This is a genomic window from Hafnia psychrotolerans (genome assembly GCF_014639435.1).
Taxonomy (GTDB): Bacteria; Pseudomonadota; Gammaproteobacteria; order Enterobacterales; family Enterobacteriaceae; genus Ewingella; species Ewingella psychrotolerans.
The window spans coordinates 197,198-218,148 of record NZ_BMFZ01000003.1 but is presented as its reverse complement, the minus strand read 5'-3'; the positions used below and the strand labels follow the sequence as shown (position 1 = coordinate 218,148).

The 20,951-nt window shown below is 46.7% G+C and carries 19 protein-coding genes; 12 read left to right on the top strand and 7 right to left on the bottom strand.

Annotated features, from left to right (window positions below):
- Window positions 1–4: 4 nt before the first annotated feature.
- The 3 genes from rssB to IEV89_RS06815 all read left to right on the top strand — a co-directional run bounded on the left by rssB (window position 5) and on the right by IEV89_RS06815 (window position 3,591).
- The gene (gene rssB, locus IEV89_RS06825; RefSeq protein WP_188471806.1) at window positions 5–1,018 is read left to right on the top strand and encodes a two-component system response regulator RssB; all 1,014 of its coding nucleotides are present in this window, start codon (window positions 5–7) and stop codon (window positions 1,016–1,018) included.
- Between the two features lie 212 nt (window positions 1,019–1,230).
- Window positions 1,231–2,574: a UDP-glucose dehydrogenase family protein gene (locus tag IEV89_RS06820; RefSeq protein WP_188471804.1), complete on the top strand. Its 1,344-nt coding sequence runs from the start codon at window positions 1,231–1,233 to the stop codon at window positions 2,572–2,574.
- A gap of 9 nt (window positions 2,575–2,583) precedes the next feature.
- The gene (locus IEV89_RS06815) at window positions 2,584–3,591 is read left to right on the top strand and encodes an NAD-dependent epimerase (RefSeq protein ID WP_188471802.1); all 1,008 of its coding nucleotides are present in this window, start codon (window positions 2,584–2,586) and stop codon (window positions 3,589–3,591) included.
- A 282-nt stretch (window positions 3,592–3,873) separates the two neighbouring features.
- On the opposite strand, the gene hns is transcribed toward IEV89_RS06815, so the two are convergent.
- A complete protein-coding gene (gene hns, locus IEV89_RS06810; RefSeq protein ID WP_188471801.1) occupies window positions 3,874–4,281 on the bottom strand; it encodes a histone-like nucleoid-structuring protein H-NS in 408 nt (135 codons plus the stop codon).
- Window positions 4,282–4,954: 673 nt separating this feature from the next.
- Here hns and IEV89_RS06805 point away from each other — a divergent pair.
- Entirely contained in the window at window positions 4,955–5,560 is a 606-nt protein-coding gene (locus tag IEV89_RS06805) for a thymidine kinase (protein ID WP_188471799.1), read from the top strand.
- A 77-nt stretch (window positions 5,561–5,637) separates the two neighbouring features.
- Here the strand turns inward: IEV89_RS06805 and adhE are convergent, their stop codons facing one another.
- Complete coding sequence (gene adhE, locus IEV89_RS06800) at window positions 5,638–8,310, bottom strand: bifunctional acetaldehyde-CoA/alcohol dehydrogenase (protein ID WP_188471797.1); 2,673 nt, start codon at window positions 8,308–8,310, stop codon at window positions 5,638–5,640.
- A 517-nt stretch (window positions 8,311–8,827) separates the two neighbouring features.
- Here adhE and IEV89_RS06795 point away from each other — a divergent pair.
- The 6 genes from IEV89_RS06795 (at window position 8,828) to oppF (ending at window position 16,366) form a co-directional block, all read left to right on the top strand.
- A complete protein-coding gene (locus IEV89_RS06795) occupies window positions 8,828–9,472 on the top strand; it encodes a YchE family NAAT transporter (RefSeq protein ID WP_188471795.1) in 645 nt (214 codons plus the stop codon).
- Window positions 9,473–10,630: 1,158 nt separating this feature from the next.
- Window positions 10,631–12,268 (top strand): oligopeptide ABC transporter substrate-binding protein OppA, encoded by a 1,638-nt coding sequence (oppA, locus tag IEV89_RS06790; protein ID WP_188471794.1) that lies wholly within the window; start codon window positions 10,631–10,633, stop codon window positions 12,266–12,268.
- 179 nt (window positions 12,269–12,447) lie between these two features.
- Window positions 12,448–13,368 carry an oligopeptide ABC transporter permease OppB gene (gene oppB, locus IEV89_RS06785; protein WP_188471792.1) on the top strand — a complete coding sequence of 307 codons (921 nt, stop codon included), beginning with the start codon at window positions 12,448–12,450 and terminating at the stop codon, window positions 13,366–13,368.
- Window positions 13,369–13,383: 15 nt separating this feature from the next.
- Window positions 13,384–14,292 (top strand): oligopeptide ABC transporter permease OppC, encoded by a 909-nt coding sequence (oppC, locus tag IEV89_RS06780; protein ID WP_188471789.1) that lies wholly within the window; start codon window positions 13,384–13,386, stop codon window positions 14,290–14,292.
- A gap of 11 nt (window positions 14,293–14,303) precedes the next feature.
- Window positions 14,304–15,329 (top strand): ABC transporter ATP-binding protein, encoded by a 1,026-nt coding sequence (locus IEV89_RS06775; protein WP_229746402.1) that lies wholly within the window; start codon window positions 14,304–14,306, stop codon window positions 15,327–15,329.
- Complete coding sequence (gene oppF / locus IEV89_RS06770; RefSeq protein WP_188471787.1) at window positions 15,326–16,366, top strand: murein tripeptide/oligopeptide ABC transporter ATP binding protein OppF; 1,041 nt, start codon at window positions 15,326–15,328, stop codon at window positions 16,364–16,366. The genes IEV89_RS06775 and oppF overlap by 4 nt, the downstream gene beginning before the upstream one ends.
- Window positions 16,367–16,502: 136 nt before the next feature.
- Here the strand turns inward: oppF and IEV89_RS06765 are convergent, their stop codons facing one another.
- Together IEV89_RS06765 and cls are read right to left on the bottom strand one after the other, a co-directional pair.
- Window positions 16,503–16,832, bottom strand: coding sequence for an HI1450 family dsDNA-mimic protein (locus IEV89_RS06765; RefSeq protein WP_229746417.1), 330 nt, complete (start codon window positions 16,830–16,832; stop codon window positions 16,503–16,505).
- A 58-nt stretch (window positions 16,833–16,890) separates the two neighbouring features.
- A complete protein-coding gene (gene cls / locus IEV89_RS06760) occupies window positions 16,891–18,351 on the bottom strand; it encodes a cardiolipin synthase (protein WP_188471783.1) in 1,461 nt (486 codons plus the stop codon).
- A gap of 275 nt (window positions 18,352–18,626) precedes the next feature.
- Between cls and IEV89_RS06755 the strand changes: the two genes are divergently transcribed.
- Entirely contained in the window at window positions 18,627–18,809 is a 183-nt protein-coding gene (locus tag IEV89_RS06755; RefSeq protein ID WP_188471781.1) for a YciY family protein, read from the top strand.
- On the opposite strand, the gene IEV89_RS21670 is transcribed toward IEV89_RS06755, so the two are convergent.
- Both IEV89_RS21670 and IEV89_RS06750 read right to left on the bottom strand, forming a co-directional pair.
- Window positions 18,810–18,971: a YnfU family zinc-binding protein gene (locus IEV89_RS21670; RefSeq protein ID WP_229746401.1), complete on the bottom strand. Its 162-nt coding sequence runs from the start codon at window positions 18,969–18,971 to the stop codon at window positions 18,810–18,812.
- Window positions 18,972–19,136: 165 nt separating this feature from the next.
- Window positions 19,137–19,433 (bottom strand): YciI family protein, encoded by a 297-nt coding sequence (locus tag IEV89_RS06750; RefSeq protein WP_188471779.1) that lies wholly within the window; start codon window positions 19,431–19,433, stop codon window positions 19,137–19,139.
- A gap of 213 nt (window positions 19,434–19,646) precedes the next feature.
- Here IEV89_RS06750 and IEV89_RS06745 point away from each other — a divergent pair, with 213 nt between their 5' ends.
- Window positions 19,647–20,411, top strand: a complete 765-nt coding sequence (locus tag IEV89_RS06745; RefSeq protein WP_188471778.1) for an energy transducer TonB — start codon at window positions 19,647–19,649, stop codon at window positions 20,409–20,411.
- Window positions 20,412–20,491: 80 nt separating this feature from the next.
- Here IEV89_RS06745 and yciA read toward each other — a convergent pair whose 3' ends face one another.
- Window positions 20,492–20,932 carry an acyl-CoA thioester hydrolase YciA gene (gene yciA, locus IEV89_RS06740; protein WP_188471776.1) on the bottom strand — a complete coding sequence of 147 codons (441 nt, stop codon included), beginning with the start codon at window positions 20,930–20,932 and terminating at the stop codon, window positions 20,492–20,494.
- Between the last annotated feature and the right edge of the window lie 19 nt (window positions 20,933–20,951).

Genomic DNA, 20,951 nt, shown 5'->3' with positions numbered 1-20,951 from the left:
CCTTATGGATAAACCACTTACGAGCAAGCACATTCTGATCGTTGAAGACGAAGCCGTTTTCCGTTCGGTGCTCGCTGGGTATGTGACGTCATTAGGGGCGACTTTCACCGAAGCGGCCAACGGCCTCGAAGCCTTAGCGCTGTTAGAAGATTATCCACCCGACTTGATTCTATGTGATCTGGCGATGCCGGAAATGGGCGGCATCGAGTTTGTTGAAAACTTACGCCTACAAGGGATAAAAATCCCAGTTTTGGTCATTTCAGCCACTGACAAAATGACCGATGTTGCCACGATGCTGCGTCTTGGCGTTGAAGATGTACTGCTCAAACCTATTCGTGATCTTCAGCGCCTGCGCGATGCACTGTTGGCGTGTTTATTCCCTAAATTATTCACCTCCCAGGCGTTACAGAAAAGTGATCTTATACAGGACTGGGAGGCCCTGTGCCGTAATCCAAAAGAGGCGGCAAGATTACTTCAGGAACTTCAACCTCCCGTACAACAAACTCTGGGAAATTGCCGAATCAATTATCGTCAACTGACGATGGCTGAAAATGCCGGGTTGGTGCTGGATATCGCGGCCCTTTCTTCTAATGATCTGGGGTTTTATTGTCTGGACGTGACGCGCGCAAAAGAAAATGGTGTCTTGGCGGCATTGCTACTTCGAGCCATCTTTAATGGGCTATTACATGAGCATTTAAGCGCTCGGCATCAGAGACTCCCCCAGATGTCGACCTTACTTAGACAGGTGAGTCAGTTGTTTAAGCAGGCCCGGCTTGAAGGACAATTTCCCTTATTACTTGGTTATTATAACGCTACACAAAAAAATCTGATTTTGGTGAGTGCAGGGCTGCATGCCAATGTGAATACCGGCACTCATCAAATTCAGTTGAGTAATGGCGTACCACTTGGCACGACAGGTTCAACCTATTCGAATCAGATAAGCCAGAGATGCGAGGCGTTCCAATGTCAGGTATGGGGAACGGGTGGGCGTCTGAGATTAATGTTGTCTACTGAGTGAGCATATTCTGTATCAACAAGAATAATGCCTTAATAATAATGACAATTTCTTCTGCACAATTTTCTATTCCCTTACTTCATATTCTTATTCTAAGACGTATCTTATGCAAAACTTGCCTTTGCAGAGGTACTTACGCGTGAAACTGGTATAATGCGCTGCAGAATTTTAGCTCATAATTTCACGTTGTTTAAAAACCAAATAGGAATTCGCTGATGAAAGTAACAGTTTTTGGTATTGGTTACGTAGGACTTGTTCAGGCGGCGGTTCTGGCTGAAGTCGGCCATGAAGTTTTGTGTATCGATGTTGACGCAAAAAAGGTAGAAAACCTGAAAAATGGTCACATTCCGATTTTTGAACCAGGCTTGACACCGCTGGTGAAACAGAACTACGAAGCAGGGCGTCTATTATTCAGTACCGATGCCGCAGAAGGTGTGGCTCATGCCACAGTACAGTTTATTGCCGTTGGCACACCACCTGATGAAGACGGTTCAGCAGATCTGAAATATGTCACTGCCGTCGCCCGCACTATCGCTGAATATATGACTGAACCTAAGGTCGTGATCGACAAGTCAACTGTTCCCGTTGGCACAGCGGATAAAGTCCGTGCGGTAATGACTGATATGCTGAAACAACGTGGCGTTGATATCGACTTCAACGTCATCTCAAATCCTGAGTTTCTTAAAGAAGGGGCAGCAGTTTCCGACTGTATGCGTCCCGAGCGTATTGTAATTGGTACAGATAATCCGGATGCGATTGATCCTATTCGTGAGCTTTATGAACCTTTCAACCGCAATCACGACCGTATGATCCTGATGGATATCCGCAGCGCCGAGTTGACCAAATATGCTGCCAACTGCATGTTGGCAACGAAAATCAGTTTTATGAATGAGATGTCGAATCTTGCAGAAATGCTGGGTGCTGATATTGAAAAAGTGCGTCAAGGCATTGGTTCAGATTCCCGTATTGGTTATCACTTTATTTATCCTGGCTGCGGCTACGGCGGTTCCTGCTTCCCTAAAGATGTGCAGGCTTTGATCCGCACGGCAGAACATATTGGTTACCAGCCGAAACTTTTAAAAGCTGTGGAGCAGGTTAATTATCAACAAAAGTATAAATTGCCTGAGTTTATTAATCGTCATTTTGGGCAGAATTTGGAAGGGAAAACCTTTGCTCTGTGGGGGCTGTCATTTAAACCGAATACAGATGATATGCGTGAAGCTTCCAGTCGTGTATTAATGGAGCAATTGTGGGCAGCGGGTGCGAAAATCAAAGCTTATGATCCCGAAGCAATGAATGAAACTCAGCGGATCTACGGTTACCGCGGAGATCTGGAATTGATGGGAACGAAAGAGTCTGCATTGCAAAACGCAGATGCGCTGATTATTTGTACTGAATGGCAAAATTTCCGTGCTCCTGATTTTGATGTCATCAAAAATGCATTAAAAGAACCCGTCATCTTTGATGGTCGTAATTTATTCGATCCTGAGCGTTTGGAAAAACGCGGGTTTACTTACTACGGTATTGGCCGTGGTGCATCAGTCAATCCAGTTCTGTAAGGAATATTCATGAAATATCTGGTTACTGGCGCTGCAGGTTTTATTGGTTTCTATGTGTCACGACTTTTGTTGACAGCAGGTCATACGGTTGTCGGTATTGATAATCTGAATGACTATTATGACGTCAACCTGAAACTTGCACGCCTGGCCCAGCTAGAAAATAAAGACAACTTTCAGTTCATTAAGCTGGATCTGGCCGACCGTGCAGGCATGGCCGCATTGTTTGAGAAACAACATTTTGAACGTGTTATTCATCTAGCCGCTCAAGCCGGTGTTCGATATTCAATCGAAAACCCTTTGGCTTATGCGGATTCAAATCTGATTGGTTTCGTGAACATTTTGGAAGGATGCCGTTATAACAAAGTTGGGCATCTTCTTTATGCGTCCTCAAGTTCTGTTTATGGGCTGAATAACAAACAACCATTCTCAACGGAAGACTCTGTAGATCATCCCATTTCGTTCTACGCTGCAACCAAAAAAGCCAATGAGCTTATGGCACATAGCTATTCACATCTTTATGGCCTGCCAACCACGGGGTTACGTTTCTTCACTGTCTATGGACCATGGGGGCGTCCGGATATGGCCCTCTTTAAGTTCACCAAAGCTATTCTTGCTGGGGACAGTATTGATGTTTATAACCATGGGGAAATGCGCCGGGACTTTACCTATATAGATGATATTGCTGAGACAATAATACGTCTGCAGGATGTCGTTCCCGCAGTTGATGACTCTTGGACGGTAGAGCATGGTTCACTGGCAAGTAGCTCGGCCCCTTACAAGGTCTACAATATTGGCAATAATGACCCCATTAGTCTGATGACGTATATCCAGGCTCTAGAGTCGGCACTGGGTGTTGAGGCACATAAAAATATGTTGCCGATGCAAGCTGGTGACGTACTTGAGACCAGTGCGGATACGCAGCCATTATACGAGGTCATTAATTTTAGGCCTGAGACACCGGTTGAGGAGGGGGTAAAGAACTTCGTCGATTGGTATCGTACATTCTACCCAGGCTAACGCTAACAAGAGGGTGTAGGACGAATCTGGGCTGCTAAGGCAGCCCTTCTTACATCCGCTTTATACTCAGCGTTCTGCAGACGAGTCCTGTATCTCGAATTATTTTGGGTATATACGCTGTTTTTCCCCTGAGTATATAATTGTTGAATGTTTCTACAAATGATAACGACAACTCATCTATTTTCAGCGTTGTCGTCAGCTTTTTCATGAGCAAAGCAAAAAAAAACCCACCGATTAGGGCAGGTTTTATAAGTAGAATTAAGCGAGAGCGGTAATAAACTATTACAGCAGGAAATCATCCAGCTTTTTACCTTGTTCTTCGATTGCTTTCTTGATCACAGCTGGAGTACGGCCCTGACCTGTCCAGGTTTTGTTTTCACCGTTCTCATCGATATACTTGTATTTAGCTGGACGCGCAGCACGCTTTGCTTTTCCTGTGGCTTTAGTCGCCGCCATGGTTTGCAGCAATTCGTTAGGGTCAATGCCATCGGCAATCAGCATTTCACGATATTGCTGTAGTTTACGCGTACGTTCTTCAATATCTTTAGTTGCCTGAGTATCTTCTTCACGACGCTCATTAACTACAACTTCTAATTTCTCAAGCATCTCTTCCAGAGTTTCCAGAGTGCATTCTCTCGCTTGGGCACGCAGAGTACGGATGTTGTTCAGAATTTTTAATGCTTCGCTCATTATACTAGTCTCAATTATATTGGTGGGGGGCGTTGTTAGGGTAATAATAGATTGCTATTTAACGTTCTGCAATAGCCAATTTGTTTACTTGATGGGAATTTACCCTTTATAACTTGAATTTCATTGTGCACTAAAAATATAACGGCCTTAAAGAACCCTATTTATCTTGCGTTTATAAGCTAAATTTCAATATGCGGAGGGTGATTTTTTGTGAGTACAGTCATGAGATCTTATAACCAGAAGCCATATTGTACCCAATTAAATCCTCAGACTTCAGTATCAGAGCCAAGTCGGACTGTAAGCAAATAGCTAAGACTATCTTAGCGTTAAGCAACAGAGTGTGTCGGGGTGAGACTAAAGGTCATGTTGGATATAGCAGCGCTGCAAGGGTTGAATGCTAAGTTCTTAACTTGCTGTTCGATTTATATAGCACCTGCACGCCGATTATAGCTGGCCACACCCCAGTCCACAGTGAGTTAACCGAATAAAACTTATATTTTTAAACTTATTCCTAATATTCGATTGTAAATAACTGTGACGCTACGCAAAAAATGAAATGCTGCATTGTCTGATTTTGTAGCATGTTTATCACCAAGGTTGGCTAGTCTGAACCTTATGATACAATTGATAAAACACCATTTATGTCCCAATATACCTAAGGGGTTGTCTGCCCATGGCACAGCTTTATTTTTACTATTCGGCTATGAATGCCGGAAAATCCACCTCTTTGTTACAGTCTTCTTATAATTATCAAGAACGTGGAATGCGTACGTTAGTATTAACCGCGGAAATTGACCATCGATTTGGTGTGGGTAAGGTGAGTTCTCGAATTGGCCTGTCATCACAGGCACAGCTCTTTAACCAGGAAAGTGAACTTCACTTAATGGTCGCGCAGGAGCACCGCGAGCAGATGGTGCATTGCGTTTTGATTGATGAGAGTCAGTTCCTCACAAAAGCACAGGTTGCCCAATTGACGGATGTTGTCGATGAACTGGACATTCCAGTGCTTTGTTACGGATTACGTACCGACTTTCGGGGGGAATTATTTGAAGGTAGTGAATATTTGTTGGCTTGGGCAGATAAATTGGTTGAACTTAAGACTATCTGCCACTGTGGCCGTAAGGCTAACCGTGTTTTACGACTTGATGAGCATGGTGAACCGCTTCACGATGGCGCGCAGGTGGTCATAGGCGGCAACGAGAGCTACGTTTCCGTTTGCCGCAAGCATTTCAAAGAGGCGATGGCAGGATGCAGTAGTGATACCTTTAAAGAGATGTGAGAGCTTTGATGAGGTGTTGTGGATATAAAAGTAAAAAACCCGCCGAAGCGGGTTTTTACATTTAGCTGATCAGCCAATTATTTCTTGGCGGATTTTTTTTCCATTTTTACCGCGGGAGCAGCCACAACTTCATCACTTTCTTCTTCGCTGAATTTACGACCGTAGTAAGTATCCATCAGAATCTGTTTCAATTCCGCGATCAGTGGGTAGCGCGGGTTAGCGCCGGTACACTGATCATCGAAGGCATCTTCAGAAAGTTTGTCAATTTTAGCCAAGAAATCAGCTTCCTGAACACCCGCTTCACGAATTGAAGCCGGGATACCCAGTTCTGCTTTAATTTCGTCCAACCAAGTCAACAGTTTTTCAATTTTCTGCGCAGTACGATCACCAGGAGCGCTCAGACCTAAGTGGTCAGCAACTTCGGCATAACGACGACGCGCCTGTGGGCGGTCATACTGGCTGAAAGCAGTCTGTTTAGTCGGGTTGTCATTCGCGTTGTAACGAATAACGTTGGAAATTAACATGGCATTAGCTAAGCCGTGTGGGATATGGAACTCAGAACCCAGTTTGTGGGCCATAGAGTGACAGACCCCCAAGAAGGCATTGGCAAAGGCGATACCTGCGATAGTCGCGGCATTATGAACACGTTCACGGGCTACAGGATTTTTTGCGCCATCTTTGTAGCTTGCTGGCAGGAATTCTTTAAGCAGTTTAAGCGCTTGCAGAGCTTGACCATCCGAGTACTCGTTAGCCAGCACGGAAACATAAGCTTCAAGTGCGTGAGTGACTGCATCCAGACCACCGAAAGCGCAGAGTGATTTCGGCATGTTCATTACCAGGTTGGCATCAACAATTGCCATATCTGGAGTTAACGCATAATCAGCCAGTGGATATTTTTGACCTGTTGCATCATCAGTTACAACCGCAAATGGTGTTACTTCTGAACCGGTACCGGAGGTGGTGGTAACCGCTATCATTTTGGCTTTTACGCCCATTTTCGGGAACTTGTAGATACGTTTACGGATGTCCATAAAACGCAGCGCCAAATCTTCGAACTGTGTGTCTGGATGTTCGTACAGAACCCACATGATTTTAGCGGCGTCCATCGGTGAACCACCACCCAACGCGATAATAACGTCAGGTTTGAAGGAGTTCATCTGCTCAGCACCTTTGCGAACGATGCTTAAAGTAGGATCCGCTTCCACTTCGAAGAACACTTCAGTTTCGATACCGTGGCCTTTCAGCACGCTGGTGATTTGGTCTGCATAACCGGCATTGAACAGGAAACGGTCAGTAACGATGAAGGCACGCTTAGCCCCGTCAGTCGCTACTTCTTCCAGAGCGATCGGCAGTGAGCCACGACGGAAGTAGATTGATTTCGGAAGTTTATGCCACAACATGTTTTCTGCTCGCTTAGCTACAGTTTTCTTGTTGATCAGATGTTTAGGGCCAACGTTTTCAGAGATGGAGTTACCACCCCATGAACCGCAACCTAAAGTCAATGATGGGGCAAGTTTGAAGTTGTAGAGGTCGCCGATACCACCCTGAGATGCTGGGGTGTTAATCAGAATACGAGCGGTCTTCATTTTGTCGCCAAAATAGTTAACACGTTCTGGCTGGTTATCCTGGTCAGTGTACAAGCAAGATGTATGACCAATACCGCCCATTTCTACTAGTTTCTCTGCTTTTTCTACCGCGTCTTCAAAATTCTTGGCACGGTACATCGCGAGGGTAGGGGACAGTTTTTCATGAGCGAATGGCTCAGACTCATCGACATTTTTCACTTCACCAATCAACACCTTGGTGTTTGATGGCACTTTAATCCCTGCCATTTCGGCAATTTTAGTGGCTGGCTGGCCAACAATGGCCGCATTCAGGCCACCATTCTTCAGGATGATATCCTGAACAGCCTTCAGATCTTTGCCTTGCAGCATGTAGCCGCCGTGTGAAGAGAAACGTTCACGAACAGCATCATATACAGAATCAACAACGATAATTGACTGCTCTGAAGCACAGATCACGCCGTTATCGAAGGTTTTAGACATAAGAATAGACGCTACAACGCGTTTGATGTCAGCGGTTTCATCCACGACGACTGGAGTGTTACCTGCACCAACACCAATGGCAGGTTTACCGGAACTGTATGCTGCTTTAACCATACCAGGACCACCTGTCGCCAGAATCAGGTTCACATCTGGGTGGTGCATCAGCTGATTAGACAGTTCAACACTTGGTTCGTCGATCCAGCCAATAATATCTTTCGGCGCGCCCGCTGCGATCGCTGCCTGCAACACAATATCTGCTGCTTTGTTGGTCGCGTTTTTAGCACGTGGGTGTGGAGAGAAGATAATGCCGTTACGGGTTTTCAAGCTGATAAGTGCTTTGAAAATAGCGGTTGAGGTTGGGTTGGTGGTAGGGACGATACCGCAAATGATGCCGATAGGTTCAGCAATGGTGATAGTACCGAAGGTGTCATCTTGCGACAGGATGCCACAGGTTTTTTCGTCTTTGTAGGCGTTGTAGATGTATTCGGAAGCGAAGTGGTTTTTAATCACTTTATCTTCAACGATACCCATACCGGATTCTTCAACAGCCAATTTAGCAAGTATGATACGAGCATCAGCGGCAGCCAGAGCGGCAGCGCTGAAAATTTTATCTACTTGTTCTTGGGTGAAGTTAGCATATTCGCGCTGTGCTTTTTTGACTCGTGCTACGAGTGCGTTTAATTCAGCGACATTTGTTACAGCCATAATGCTCTCCTGATAAAGTTAAACTCTTTTAGTAAATAATTCGTCAGAGAAGAGTATAGCTGTGCTAGCGAACACTGTGAAAACAAAGTGATAGTGTTGTTAGCAATGTGTTATCTCTGACTTTTATTTGCTCAAACAGCTTTAATTGGGAAAGAACATCCTGTAGATAAAAACGCTTGGAGTATGGTTTCGTCCTGTATGCGTAACCCAGTGACTATGCGCAAAGCATACCTATTAGTGGCTAGGTCAATTTTGATCTGGATCACACAACCCCTTTGCTGACACCTTTCAGCTTATCGTATTGAGAATTACTATCATCATGTAGTGTGTAGATTAACAAATGTAACGGGTTAAGTACGGTCTAAGTCGATATTTTTTAACAATAGTGATTAAAACTGTTTTTTTTACACTATCTGGTGCTAAATACTACTAAACAACATGGCGTCTAAACTGTAATTCCAGTAGATTAGCGCCAAATCTTGAGCATCCTCTACTGGCGTATTGTGCGGAGTTCTGCGTGAGCCAATCTTTGTTAGATCTTTCAGGTTATATAAAATTTTTTGTGGGTCTTTTTGCCTTGGTTAACCCGGTGGGGATTTTACCGGTATTCATCAGCATGACCAGCTATCAGGCGGCGGCAGGCAGAAATAAAACCAATATGACGGCCAATCTTTCGGTGGCCATTATATTGTGGACTGCACTATTTCTCGGTGACGCGATACTGCATATTTTTGGGATCTCTATTGACTCATTTCGAATTGCTGGCGGTATTCTGGTTGTGAGTATCGCAATGTCGATGATCAGCGGCAAACTCGGTGAAGACAAACAGAACAAGCAAGAGAAGTCAGAAACAGCCATACGCGAAAATGTTGGTGTGGTTCCATTGGCTCTTCCTTTAATGGCAGGGCCGGGTGCGATCAGTTCAACTATTGTCTGGAGTTCGCGTTTTAATGGGTGGCAAAATTTGCTGGGCCTGACAGTCGCGATTGCCTTTTTTGCTTTTTGTTGTTGGCTGCTATTCCGTGCTGCACCTTTGCTCGTAAGGCTGCTGGGTCAAACCGGGATTAACGTCATTACGCGTATCATGGGTCTTCTGTTGATGTCGCTCGGCATCGAGTTCATCGTGACGGGGGTTAAAGCAATCTTCCCTGGTTTGCTTTGACGACGATACTCATTCTCTGCAATTAATTACCAGCCCGCATTTTCTCAAAATTAGTGGTGTTAATTATTAATACCACTAATAACTGTACGCATTAATATAGTGCAACTAATGTGTTATTAGTGACCACATGCACTCAAATGTAGCACAAACCCACTTCCTGAACCTATTTACATCTCAAGCCGCTATTTTTATTAGTTTACTGCTACAAATATTCCCTTTAATGCCCCTTTTATTGCCCGTTTCGACGTTAATTCAATCACATCATTCTGTAGGGCTTGTGCAGGATGTATCGAGATGTTATTAGTGTTTATCTCGCTATAAATAGGTGTTTATTCTTAAAAGACACTGAATGTTGACTTATTGTGTTAATGATTTTTGGGGACGGCAGAACTGAAAGTGTAAACCATTTTTTTTATCTTAACTCATTAATAAATATTAACTTATCGTCAATTTCTTGGGCATGAGTGAAAGCTGTTTGTGTCGTTTGGTAACAGATAAAGGAGAAATGCGTAACATTTCCGTAAAATTTATTGGCGCAGTTAAGCTGCTTCTGATAATTTTCTGGGCGTCTCCACAAATGGAAAGTGGTTAGCATTAATACCGAAGTCAGATTGGATGTGACTAAGAGAATAACTGCTCAGGCATGTCATTTTTTAGAGCGTACCGGGGTTGAAACTGTGCATGTAAAGCAAACCAGACTTCTTTGTGCTTTAGCATCATTCAGTCAATCTATTTGGCACCTTTAATGCATAACGTTGCGGCGGCGCGCCATTCAGCAGGATATTTTTAGAGTCTCTATTTTCTCAGACTGTTTAAAAACGTTGCTTAGCCAGATGATATATAAGCCTGAAAATTTGACATAAATAAAGTCTTAGCCTGCTGTGTTGTCAGAAATATTACATCCTCACGTAGCGTTTTTGGACACGGCAAGCAAAAGGAGAAGATCTTCCTTAAATGATCTTTGAAATTGAAAGACGATTAACAGTCTTAAATTTCTTCAATTAGCAAATGAAGGGGTTAGCCGGCTTCCTCGCATGGCTAAAACATCGGTTTCTCTATGGGTAACTCGTTTCTATCCATGATCAACCGAAAACCTAGCAAGGGTTTATCTTGCTCCACAGTGCGCAAGTTCATAATAAAAACTGGAGTTGAATGACAATGACCAACATCACAAAAAAAACTATCCTCGCAGCCTGCATCATGGCCGCAATGGGTGTGGCTGCAAGCAGCGCATTTGCCGCTGACGTTCCTGCAGGTGTAAAACTGGCTGACAAACAAGAGCTGGTGCGCAACAACGGTTCTGAAGTCCAGTCACTGGACCCACATAAAGTAGAAGGTGTCCCGGAATCTAACGTGATCCGTGACCTGCTTGAAGGTCTGGTCAACACATCGAATGCGGATGGCCACGTCATCCCAGGCGTTGCTGAAACCTGGGAAAATAAAGACTTTAAAGTCTGGACTTTCCACTTGCGAAAAGACGCTAAATGGTCAAATGGCGACCCTGTTACCGCCGAAGATTTCGTATACAGCTGGCAGCGCTTGGCGGATCCTAAAACAGCATCCCCGTACGAAAGTTATCTACAATATGGTCATATCGAAAATATCGATGACATTATCAGCGGTAAAAAAAGCCCTGACACGCTGGGTGTGAAAGCGCTTGATGACCATACTTTGCAAGTTACCCTGACTGAACCCGTCCCATACTTCGTAAAAATGTTGTCCCACACTGCGATGAAACCGGTCAATAAAAAAACCGTTGAGAAGTTCGGCGACAAGTGGACGCAGCCAGAGAACTACGTCAGCAACGGCGCATACAAACTGAAAGCCTGGACTGTCAACGAACGTATTGTTCTTGAGCGCAATCCGGAGTATTGGGATAATGCTAAAACAGTGATCAATCAGGTGACCTACCTGCCAATCTCTTCAGAAGTTACTGATGTTAACCGCTACCGCAGCGGCGAAATCGACATGACGTATAACAATATGCCGATTGAACTGTTCCATAAACTGAAGAAAGAAATCCCAACTGAAGTCCACGTTGATCCCTATCTTTGTACTTATTATTATGAAATCAACAATCAGAAAGCCCCATTCACCGATGCGCGTGTTCGTACCGCACTAAAATTGGGTCTGGATCGCGATATTATTGTTGATAAAGTAAAAGCGCAGGGCGATCTGCCTGCCTACGGTTACACCCCACCTTATACTGACGGTGCCAAATTGACCCCGCCAGCCTGGTTCAAAGAAACCCAGGCTCAACGTAACGCCGAAGGGAAAAAATTGTTGGCAGAAGCCGGTTATACTGATGCTAAGCCATTAACTTTCAACCTGCTTTACAACACGTCTGATTTGCATAAGAAACTGGCTATTGCCGCTGCCGCTATTTGGAAGAAAAACCTGGGCGTGAACGTCAAACTGGAAAACCAGGAGTGGAAAACTTTCCTGGATAGCCGTCATCAGGGCAACTTCGACGTTGCACGTGCAGGCTGGTGTTCTGACTATAACGAACCTTCCTCATTCCTCAACACGATGCTCTCCAACAGCAGCAACAACACTGCTCACTATAAGAGCGCTGCATTTGACAAAGACATTGCTGATACGCTGAATGCGAAGACTGATGATGAACGTGCAGCGCTTTATCAAAAAGCTGAAACCCAGCTGGATAAAGACTCCGCCATCGTTCCTGTTTATTACTACGTGAATGCTCGTCTGGTAAAACCGTACGTCGGCGGCTACACAGGTAAAGATCCACAGGACAACGTCTACGTTAAAGATCTTTATATTATCAAGCATTAATCAGCGTAGAGCAGGGCGTCCCCGAGCCGTCCTGCTCGTTATTTGATCATATCAATGCTCTTGGTGCTGACCTTTTCAGTGCCAGAGCAAAGAGCCACCGCCACGGCACTGATGATTCGCCGTGACGATCAAGCCAAAACTATCAAGCTGTAGTGCAGGCTTAGAAACAGGTACGGGCAATGTTAAAGTTTATTTTACGCCGCTGTCTGGAAGCGATTCCGACGCTATTCATTCTGATCACTATCTCGTTTTTTATGATGCGTCTCGCACCAGGAAGCCCATTTACTGGTGAGCGTAATCTTCCGCCAGAAGTTATGGCTAACATTGAGGCCAAATATCACCTCAATGACCCCATCTATAAACAGTATTTCCATTATTTGGAGCAGATGGTCAAAGGGGATTTCGGCCCGTCATTCAAATATAAGGACTACACCGTTAATGATTTGGTTGCGGCTTCATTCCCGGTTTCTGCGAAACTCGGGCTGGCTGCATTCATCATGGCGATTGTTTTTGGTGTGAGTGCCGGCGTGATTGCCGCACTTAATCAGAACACCAAGTGGGATTACTCGGTAATGGGGGTAGCCATGATCGGCGTTGTCATCCCGAGTTTCGTGGTGGCACCTCTGCTGGTATTGATATTTTCAATCACCCTTAAATGGTTACCGGGTGGCGGCTGGAACGGTGGTGGGCTGAAATATGTGATCCTACCCATGGTAGCCTTGTCGCTGGCGTATATTGCGAGTATCGCACGTATCACCCGTGGTTCAATGATTGAAATTCTTCACTCCAACTTTATTCGCACTGCACGCGCCAAAGGTTTGCCGTTGCATCGCATTATTCTGCGCCATGCGCTTAAACCCGCGCTGCTACCGGTTCTATCTTATATGGGGCCTGCATTTGTCGGCATTATTACCGGTTCAATGGTTATTGAGAGCATCTTCGGATTGCCAGGTATCGGCCAGTTATTTGTTAACGGGGCACTTAACCGTGACTATTCTCTGGTACTTAGCCTGACCATCCTGGTGGGTGCGTTGACCATTTTTTTCAACGCGATCGTTGATGTGCTTTACGCCGTTATCGATCCGAAAATCCGTTATTAATGCTGGAGCTTGTCAATGATGCTAAGTAAGAAAAAAAGTGACGCTCTGGAAAATTTCAGTGAAAAGCTGGAAGTTGAAGGTCGCAGTTTATGGCAGGATGCACGTCGCCGTTTTATGGGCAACCGTGCTGCGGTTACCAGCCTGATTGTGCTGTCGCTCATCGCACTATTTGTGGCCTTTGCGCCCGTGTTGTCGCAATTTTCCTATGCTGATACTGATTGGAATATGATGTCAGCCGCGCCAGATTTCGCCTCTCATCACTATTTCGGTACCGACTCATCTGGCCGCGATTTGCTGGTTCGCGTGGCTATCGGCGGTCGTATTTCTCTGATGGTCGGTGTGTCCGCGGCCTTAGTGGCGGTGATCCTGGGTACCTTATATGGTTCCCTCTCAGGTTATCTCGGCGGCAAAATCGACTCCGCGATGATGCGTCTGCTTGAAATCCTCAACTCTTTCCCGTTCATGTTCTTCGTTATCCTGCTGGTCACTTTCTTTGGGCAAAACATTTTGCTGATTTTTGTGGCGATAGGCATGGTGTCTTGGTTGGATATGGCGCGTATCGTTCGCGGCCAGACTCTTAGCCTGAAACGAAAAGAGTTCATTGAAGCGGCTTTAGTCAGTGGTGTTTCTACCCGAAATATTGTGTTGCGTCATATTGTGCCAAACGTGCTCGGCGTGGTGGTCGTGTATGCCTCTCTGCTGGTTCCAAGCATGATCCTGTTCGAATCCTTCCTTAGCTTCCTCGGGTTGGGTACGCAAGAACCGTTAAGCAGTTGGGGCGCGTTATTAAGTGACGGTGCCAACTCGATGGAAGTTTCACCGTGGTTACTGATGTTTCCTGCAGGCTTCCTGGTTGTGACTCTGTTTTGTTTCAACTTCATCGGCGATGGCCTGCGTGATGCCCTCGACCCGAAAGATCGTTAAGGATTGCAACCATGAGCACCATTAAACATTCCACTTTTGCCGCGGCTGCGGCTGTTGACGGCCAGGTGTCGCCAATTCTGCTTGATGTTAAAGATCTGCGAGTTACTTTTGAGACGCCGGATGGTGATGTCACCGCGGTTAATGATCTCCACTTCGACCTCCGGGCGGGTGAAACATTGGGTATCGTCGGTGAGTCCGGCTCAGGTAAATCGCAAACAGCATTTGCGCTTATGGGTCTGCTGGCCAGCAATGGCCGCATCAGTGGTTCTGCAAAATTCAACGGTCATGAAATCCTCAACCTGCCACCAAAACAGCTCAACAAGCTGCGCGCTGAACAGATTTCGATGATTTTTCAGGATCCCATGACGTCGCTTAACCCGTATATGCGCGTGGGCGAGCAGTTGTTGGAAGTGCTGATGCTGCATAAGCACATGAGCAAAAGAGAGGCTTTTGAAGAGTCAGTACGTATGCTGGATGCGGTGAAAATGCCGGAAGCACGTAAACGCATGAAGATGTACCCGCACGAATTCTCCGGCGGCATGCGGCAGCGTGTGATGGTCGCGATGGCATTACTATGCCGTCCTAAATTGCTGATTGCCGATGAGCCCACCACGGCGTTGGACGTCACCGTTCAGGCGCAGATCATGACGCTACTCAATGAGCTCAAAGCAGAGTTCAACACGGCTATCATCATGATCACGCACGATCTCGGTGTCGTTGCCGGGATTTGTGACAAAGTGCTGGTGATGTATGCCGGACGTACGATGGAATATGGTCAGGCACGTGATGTATTTTATGATCCATGCCATCCGTACTCTATCGGTCTGCTCAATGCTGTTCCCCGCCTTGATGCCGAAGGTGGAATGATGACGACGATTGCGGGTAACCCGCCAAACTTACTGCGTTTACCTAAAGGCTGTCCTTTCCAGCCTCGCTGTCAATATGCGATGGAAATCTGTCACACCGCGCCACCGCTTGAGCGCTTTGGTGAGGGTCGTTTACGTGCCTGCTTTAAGCCGGTCGAGGAGTTGGTATGACAGATCACACAGTTTTGCACAGCCCTTCGGTGAATAATGAAGCGCCGCCAGATAAAAAAGTACTCCTTGAAGTGGCAGACTTGAAGGTTCACTTTGATATCAAAGATGGTAAGCAATGGTTCTGGCAGCCGTCCAAAACCCTAAAAGCGGTAGATGGTGTTACCCTGCGTTTATACGAAGGTGAGACCCTCGGTGTGGTCGGGGAATCAGGCTGTGGTAAGTCGACTTTCGCGCGTGCGATTATCGGCCTGGTGAAAGCGACGGAAGGTAAAGTGGCCTGGCTAGGCAAAGACCTGCTAAATATGTCTGATGCGGAATGGCGCCATACACGCAGTGACATTCAGATGATTTTCCAGGATCCTCTGGCCTCGCTTAACCCGCGAATGACCATTGGCGAGATCATTGCTGAACCGCTAAAAACCTATAATCCGAAAATGCCGAAGTTGCAGGTGAAGGAGAAAGTGAAGGCGATGATGCTCAAGGTTGGCCTGTTGCCTAACTTGATCAACCGCTATCCGCACGAATTTTCCGGCGGTCAGTGTCAGCGTATCGGTATTGCGCGTGCCTTAATCCTTGAACCCAAACTGATCATTTGTGATGAACCGGTTTCCGCACTAGATGTGTCGATTCAGGCTCAGGTGGTTAATCTGCTGCAACAATTGCAGCGGGAGATGGGGCTGTCGCTGATTTTTATCGCCCATGACCTGGCGGTAGTGAAACATATTTCCGATCGCGTGCTGGTGATGTATCTCGGCCATGCAGTAGAGCTGGGTACCTATGACGAGGTTTACCATAATCCGCAACACCCTTATACCCGCGCCCTCATGTCAGCGGTACCTGTACCGGATCCAGATAAAGAGCGTAATAAGGTGATTCAATTGCTGGAGGGCGATCTGCCTTCGCCAATTAATCCTCCGTCAGGCTGTGTATTCCGTACTCGGTGTCCGATTGCGGGGCCGGAATGTGCGATCACCCGTCCGCTGCTCGAGGGCAGTTTCCGCCATGCGGTTTCTTGCCTGAAAGTGGATCCACTTTAATAGTATAGAGCGAATTGGAAGTATAAAAAAACCTGCCATTGGCAGGTTTTTTTATGGAAATTAAAGGGATACCTTACATCCATCGAGTTGTGTCAAGGCAACCGACATAGAGGTCATTCGAGGAATGACGATTAACTTATTCTTTCCAAAGGATATGACACAGCTTGTGGGCTTTTTCACGGCACAAAAGCACGCGGGCAAAAATATCGTTGATAGGCTGGTCTTCGGCATCAGCCAGACCAATTACCACTTCGGCAAAGAAATCTGGGTTTAGGTCGTAATCCACGTGCTCTACCCAATCTTCGGCTGGGTCATAAAGTTCTGCGCCACCGCGTTCTTCAAACTGCAGATTAAAAATCAATATATCCGCAGGATCCAGATTGTCGCCCGCCAGTTCCAGGAAAATATCGTAGGCTTGTTCAAGGGTTTCATCATCGGTCAGGCGATTATTCAGATCCATAAAAATTCTCTTAAATAAAAATAGTGTGTTTCAGGTACATATTTAAACATTCCTGCTGCCAGTTTCACAGCAGTGGACTGAAAAAGTAGAACAACCGCTCAATGATCCGATGCCAGAAGGGACGTTTTAGCCAGGCTTCGACATCCAGCAGATGCGAACGTGCGATGTAATCATCTTGTACCTGCGCTAAATCGTTACCAAAGCCATCATCATCAATCACCAGCGTGATCTCGAAGTTCAGCCATAAACTGCGCATATCAAGGTTGACCGTCCCGACCAGGCTCAATTGTCCGTCAACCAAAATGCTTTTAGTGTGCAGCAGCCCATCTTCGAACTGGTAGATTTTAACGCCGGCTTCCAGCAACTCATTGAAGAAGGCACGGCTTGCCCAGCCGACCATCATAGAGTCATTTTTCATCGGCATCACAATACTGACGTCAACACCACGCTGCGCTGCGGTACAAATGGCGTGCAGCAGGTCATCGCTCGGCACGAAGTAGGGTGTAGTCATCACCAGCTGTTCTCGGGCTGAATAGGCGGCGGTGAGTAGTGCCTGATGGATCATATCCTCCGGGAAGCCCGGACCTGAGGCGATCACCTGAATGGTGTGACCGCTTTCCTTTTCGAAAGGCATCTGATTGAGATCAGGCTCAGGCGGCAAAATACGTTTACCGGTTTCAATCTCCCAGTCACATGAGTAGACAATCCCCATGGTGGTTGCCACCGGGCCTTCCATGCGCGCCATCAGGTCAATCCACTGGCCGACCCCCGCGTCCTGTTTAAAGAAACGCGGATCAACCATATTCATACTGCCTGTATAGGCAACATAGTTATCAATTAAGATAATTTTACGGTGCTGACGTAAATCCATGCGGCGCAGGAAGACACGGAACAGATTGACTTTCAGCGCTTCGACGACTTCAATCCCGGCATTACGCATCATCGCCGGGTAAGGGCTGCGGAAGAAAGCAACACTACCTGCCGAATCAAGCATGAGACGGCAGTGAATGCCGCGGCGCGATGCTGCCATCAGCGACTCTGCCACTTGATCGACCAGGCCACCGGGTTGCCAGATATAAAACACCATCTCGATATTATGCCGCGCCAGTTCAATATCACGCATAATGGCATGCAGCGTGTCATCGCTGGTGGTCAGCAGTTGAAGCTGATTGCCCTTAACGCCTGCGATACCCTGACGGCGCTCACATAGCTGGAAAAGGGAGCTGGCGATTTCACTGTTTTCTGTCGCGAAAATTCGGTGGCAGCCTTTTAGATCATTCAGCCAACGCGCAGTAGAAGGCCACATCGCTTTAGCGCGCTCCGCCCGGCGTTTGCCCAGATGCAGTTCACCAAAGGAAAGATAGGCAATAATACCGACCAGCGGAATGATATAGATAATCAGCAACCATGCCATAGCCGAAGGCACCGCGCGTCTCTTCATTAAAATGCGTAACGTTACGCCAGCAATCAGTAACCAGTAGCCAAAAATCAAAAGCCAGCTAATTACCGCATAAAAAGTTGTCATAATGGCGAAAATCCTGTTCGCAAGCCATGGGATGGAGTGTACGCAGTGTCAATAAAAGGGGGTACTGTTTTAACGAATTTACGCCCTTCAATCAATCAGCTACCTCTGTAAATAGTGCTGGAAGTAAAAACCCTCATCGAACTGTCATCAAGGGTAGCTGAAAACTGGCATTTTAGGGTGAAACAAGGCTGGGATAACAAAGTCAACGGCCTATAATGTCCCCGCATTCTGTGCAGACGTGAGCGCAGAGAAAGTGAACAACGGGAATAATTTGCATGAAACACAGCAGAAATGAAGTCGGTCGCTGGCGTATGTTACGCCAGTCTCAGCGCCGAAGAAGCCGCTGGCTGGAAGGTCAATCCAGACGTTATCGTCATATCTACCGAATCCGGCAGATCCACCATCAGCAGCATCAGCGACTTTCGCTTTATGCGGTAGCCTATGAGTGGTGTTCTTGATCAACGATCTTTGGGCTGGAATAAAGCACCGCATTTCGGGCAAACCAGTGTTGAATTCTTGCGGACCTTAGCGCTTATCTGTTCAGTAACCGCTTTGCATTCGGGGCAGGTCACTTTGGTTTTCTGGCTGGAAAGAAACTTCAATCCGTCGAAGAATGACATAAGAGCGTACCTCTGGGGTAGGGGAACGCATTCTACCATAGAAGCTATGGGGCGACTGTGATTGCTTTAACAGCATTCTGTATGAGCCCCATAAAAACGGACGCAGAGTCGCGGTCTGCTATTTTTGAGATAACATTCTGTACTGTTTCTTGTGCGTGATATGCGTTAAAAAACGCGTTTGAATGGCTTTACAGTCACCTTTTTATACACACCGGCTTCAACATAGGGGTCGGCATCGGCCCATGCTTTCGCCGCTTCCAATGTTTCAAATTCCATAATCAGTACTGACCCGCTCATGCCGGCATTGCCTGGGTCATTACTGTCAATCGCAGGCGTCGGGCCACCAATCAGCACTCGACCCTGTTCATGCAATTTTTGCAAACGTTCAATGTGCGCCGGGCGAGCTGCACGGCGTTTTTCCAGCGAGTCAGCCACATCTTCTGAATAAATGACGTAAAGCATGGGTCACCTTTTAAATTATCAGGTTTTTAAGAAATCACGGAAGTACAGCCATGTCTTGGGCTGTGGCGATCACCATAGCGAAACCTCAGGCGGGAATAAAGCGTTTTACACTGAATCAATAACGCCCTTATTTGAGAATAGTTGTCATCTCGGAGTTGAATATGATTGCTATTTGCATTTAAACTTGCGGCTTCACGGGGAAAATGAATCATTATGCCGCTAAAAAAGTTTAGATTTATTCGCATTACGTTGCCGTTTGTTATCGCCGTCGGCCTGCATGTCGCGGTAATTGGCGCTTTACTGTATGTCACTATGACGGACACGATGACCTTGCCAAAGCAGGAACAGCAGGTGATGAGTGTGACGATGGTCAATCCGGCTGATTTCGCGCCACCACCATCAAAACCTCAGGTTGCACCGGAGCCAGAGCCAGAACCTGAGCCGGAAGTGAAGCCAGAGCCGCCACCGCCACCAGAAGCGGTACCGCTACCAGAGCCAAAACCGAAGCCGAAGCCGAAGCCGAAGCCTAAACCGACCCCTAAGCCGGTGAAGAAGCCGGTTGAAAAAACGAAGCCGAAAGCTAAACCGGTAGAAAAAACGGTCGAAAAATCGGAAAAATCAAAAATTACTGACGATGCTTCGATGTTTAACAACAAGCCTGACGTCAAACCTGCGGCTAAGCCTTCTGTGCCAGCGACGTCGGGCGCTAACACAGGACCAAGGCCGTTAGAACGCTCCAAGCCTCAATATCCGGCCAGAGCCTTTGCGCTGCGTTTAGAAGGGCGTGTACGGGTACAGTTTGATGTGGACAGCGAAGGGCGCGTGGATAACGTGCGGATTCTGTCTGCAGAACCGCGCAATATGTTTGAGCGGGAAGTCAAACAGGCGATGCGGAAGTGGCGCTATGAACCGAAGGCAGCGAACAATCTGGTGGTTAACCTGGTGTTCAAAATCAACGGCGGCAGCTCGGTAGAATAATGTCGTCAATCCATAGTAAAAAGGTCGCCAGAAAAGGCGACCTTTTTACTTTCTATCTTTAATAGAACAAAAAACTAAAATCAGTCTTCGGACATGCCGCCAGATTCCACACTGAAATTACTTCGGCCATCTGGCAGAGTCCGTGATTTACCTTCATCATCGACCGCAACATAGGTAAATACCGCTTCAGTGGCTCTGTAACGCTGTCCGATGGGCTCAGACGAAACTTTCTTAACCCAGACTTCCACATTAATGGTGATGGAGCTGTTCCCGGTACGAATGCATCGCGCGTAGCAGCACACCACATCACCCACGGCGACGGGTTTCAGGAAGGTCATGCCATCGACACGCACCGTGACAACGCGACCTTTAGCGATCTCCTTTGCCTGAATGGCTCCACCCATGTCCATCTGCGACATCAGCCAGCCGCCAAAAATATCGCCATTTGCATTGGTATCTGCGGGCATTGCCAGCGTGCGCAACACCATTTCACCATTGGGTAAGCTCTGTTTATCGTTCATATTGGTCGGCTTCTTGGCT

Bases quoted from the DNA above. Each gene is read 5' to 3' on its own strand.
- oppF (WP_188471787.1), top strand. From the start codon at position 15,326: ATGACAGATCACACAGTTTTGCACAGCCCTTCGGTGAATAATGAAGCG.
- IEV89_RS06805 (WP_188471799.1), top strand. From the start codon at position 4,955: ATGGCACAGCTTTATTTTTACTATTCGGCTATGAATGCCGGAAAATCC.
- oppC (WP_188471789.1), top strand. From the start codon at position 13,384: ATGATGCTAAGTAAGAAAAAAAGTGACGCTCTGGAAAATTTCAGTGAA.
- cls (WP_188471783.1), bottom strand. From the start codon at position 18,351: ATGACAACTTTTTATGCGGTAATTAGCTGGCTTTTGATTTTTGGCTAC.
- rssB (WP_188471806.1), top strand. From the start codon at position 5: ATGGATAAACCACTTACGAGCAAGCACATTCTGATCGTTGAAGACGAA.
- IEV89_RS06755 (WP_188471781.1), top strand. From the start codon at position 18,627: ATGAAACACAGCAGAAATGAAGTCGGTCGCTGGCGTATGTTACGCCAG.
- IEV89_RS06745 (WP_188471778.1), top strand. From the start codon at position 19,647: ATGCCGCTAAAAAAGTTTAGATTTATTCGCATTACGTTGCCGTTTGTT.
- oppB (WP_188471792.1), top strand. From the start codon at position 12,448: ATGTTAAAGTTTATTTTACGCCGCTGTCTGGAAGCGATTCCGACGCTA.
- hns (WP_188471801.1), bottom strand. From the start codon at position 4,281: ATGAGCGAAGCATTAAAAATTCTGAACAACATCCGTACTCTGCGTGCC.
- adhE (WP_188471797.1), bottom strand. From the start codon at position 8,310: ATGGCTGTAACAAATGTCGCTGAATTAAACGCACTCGTAGCACGAGTC.
- yciA (WP_188471776.1), bottom strand. From the start codon at position 20,932: ATGAACGATAAACAGAGCTTACCCAATGGTGAAATGGTGTTGCGCACG.
- IEV89_RS06750 (WP_188471779.1), bottom strand. From the start codon at position 19,433: ATGCTTTACGTCATTTATTCAGAAGATGTGGCTGACTCGCTGGAAAAA.
- IEV89_RS06815 (WP_188471802.1), top strand. From the start codon at position 2,584: ATGAAATATCTGGTTACTGGCGCTGCAGGTTTTATTGGTTTCTATGTG.
- IEV89_RS06775 (WP_229746402.1), top strand. From the start codon at position 14,304: ATGAGCACCATTAAACATTCCACTTTTGCCGCGGCTGCGGCTGTTGAC.
- oppA (WP_188471794.1), top strand. From the start codon at position 10,631: ATGACCAACATCACAAAAAAAACTATCCTCGCAGCCTGCATCATGGCC.
- IEV89_RS21670 (WP_229746401.1), bottom strand. From the start codon at position 18,971: ATGTCATTCTTCGACGGATTGAAGTTTCTTTCCAGCCAGAAAACCAAA.
- IEV89_RS06820 (WP_188471804.1), top strand. From the start codon at position 1,231: ATGAAAGTAACAGTTTTTGGTATTGGTTACGTAGGACTTGTTCAGGCG.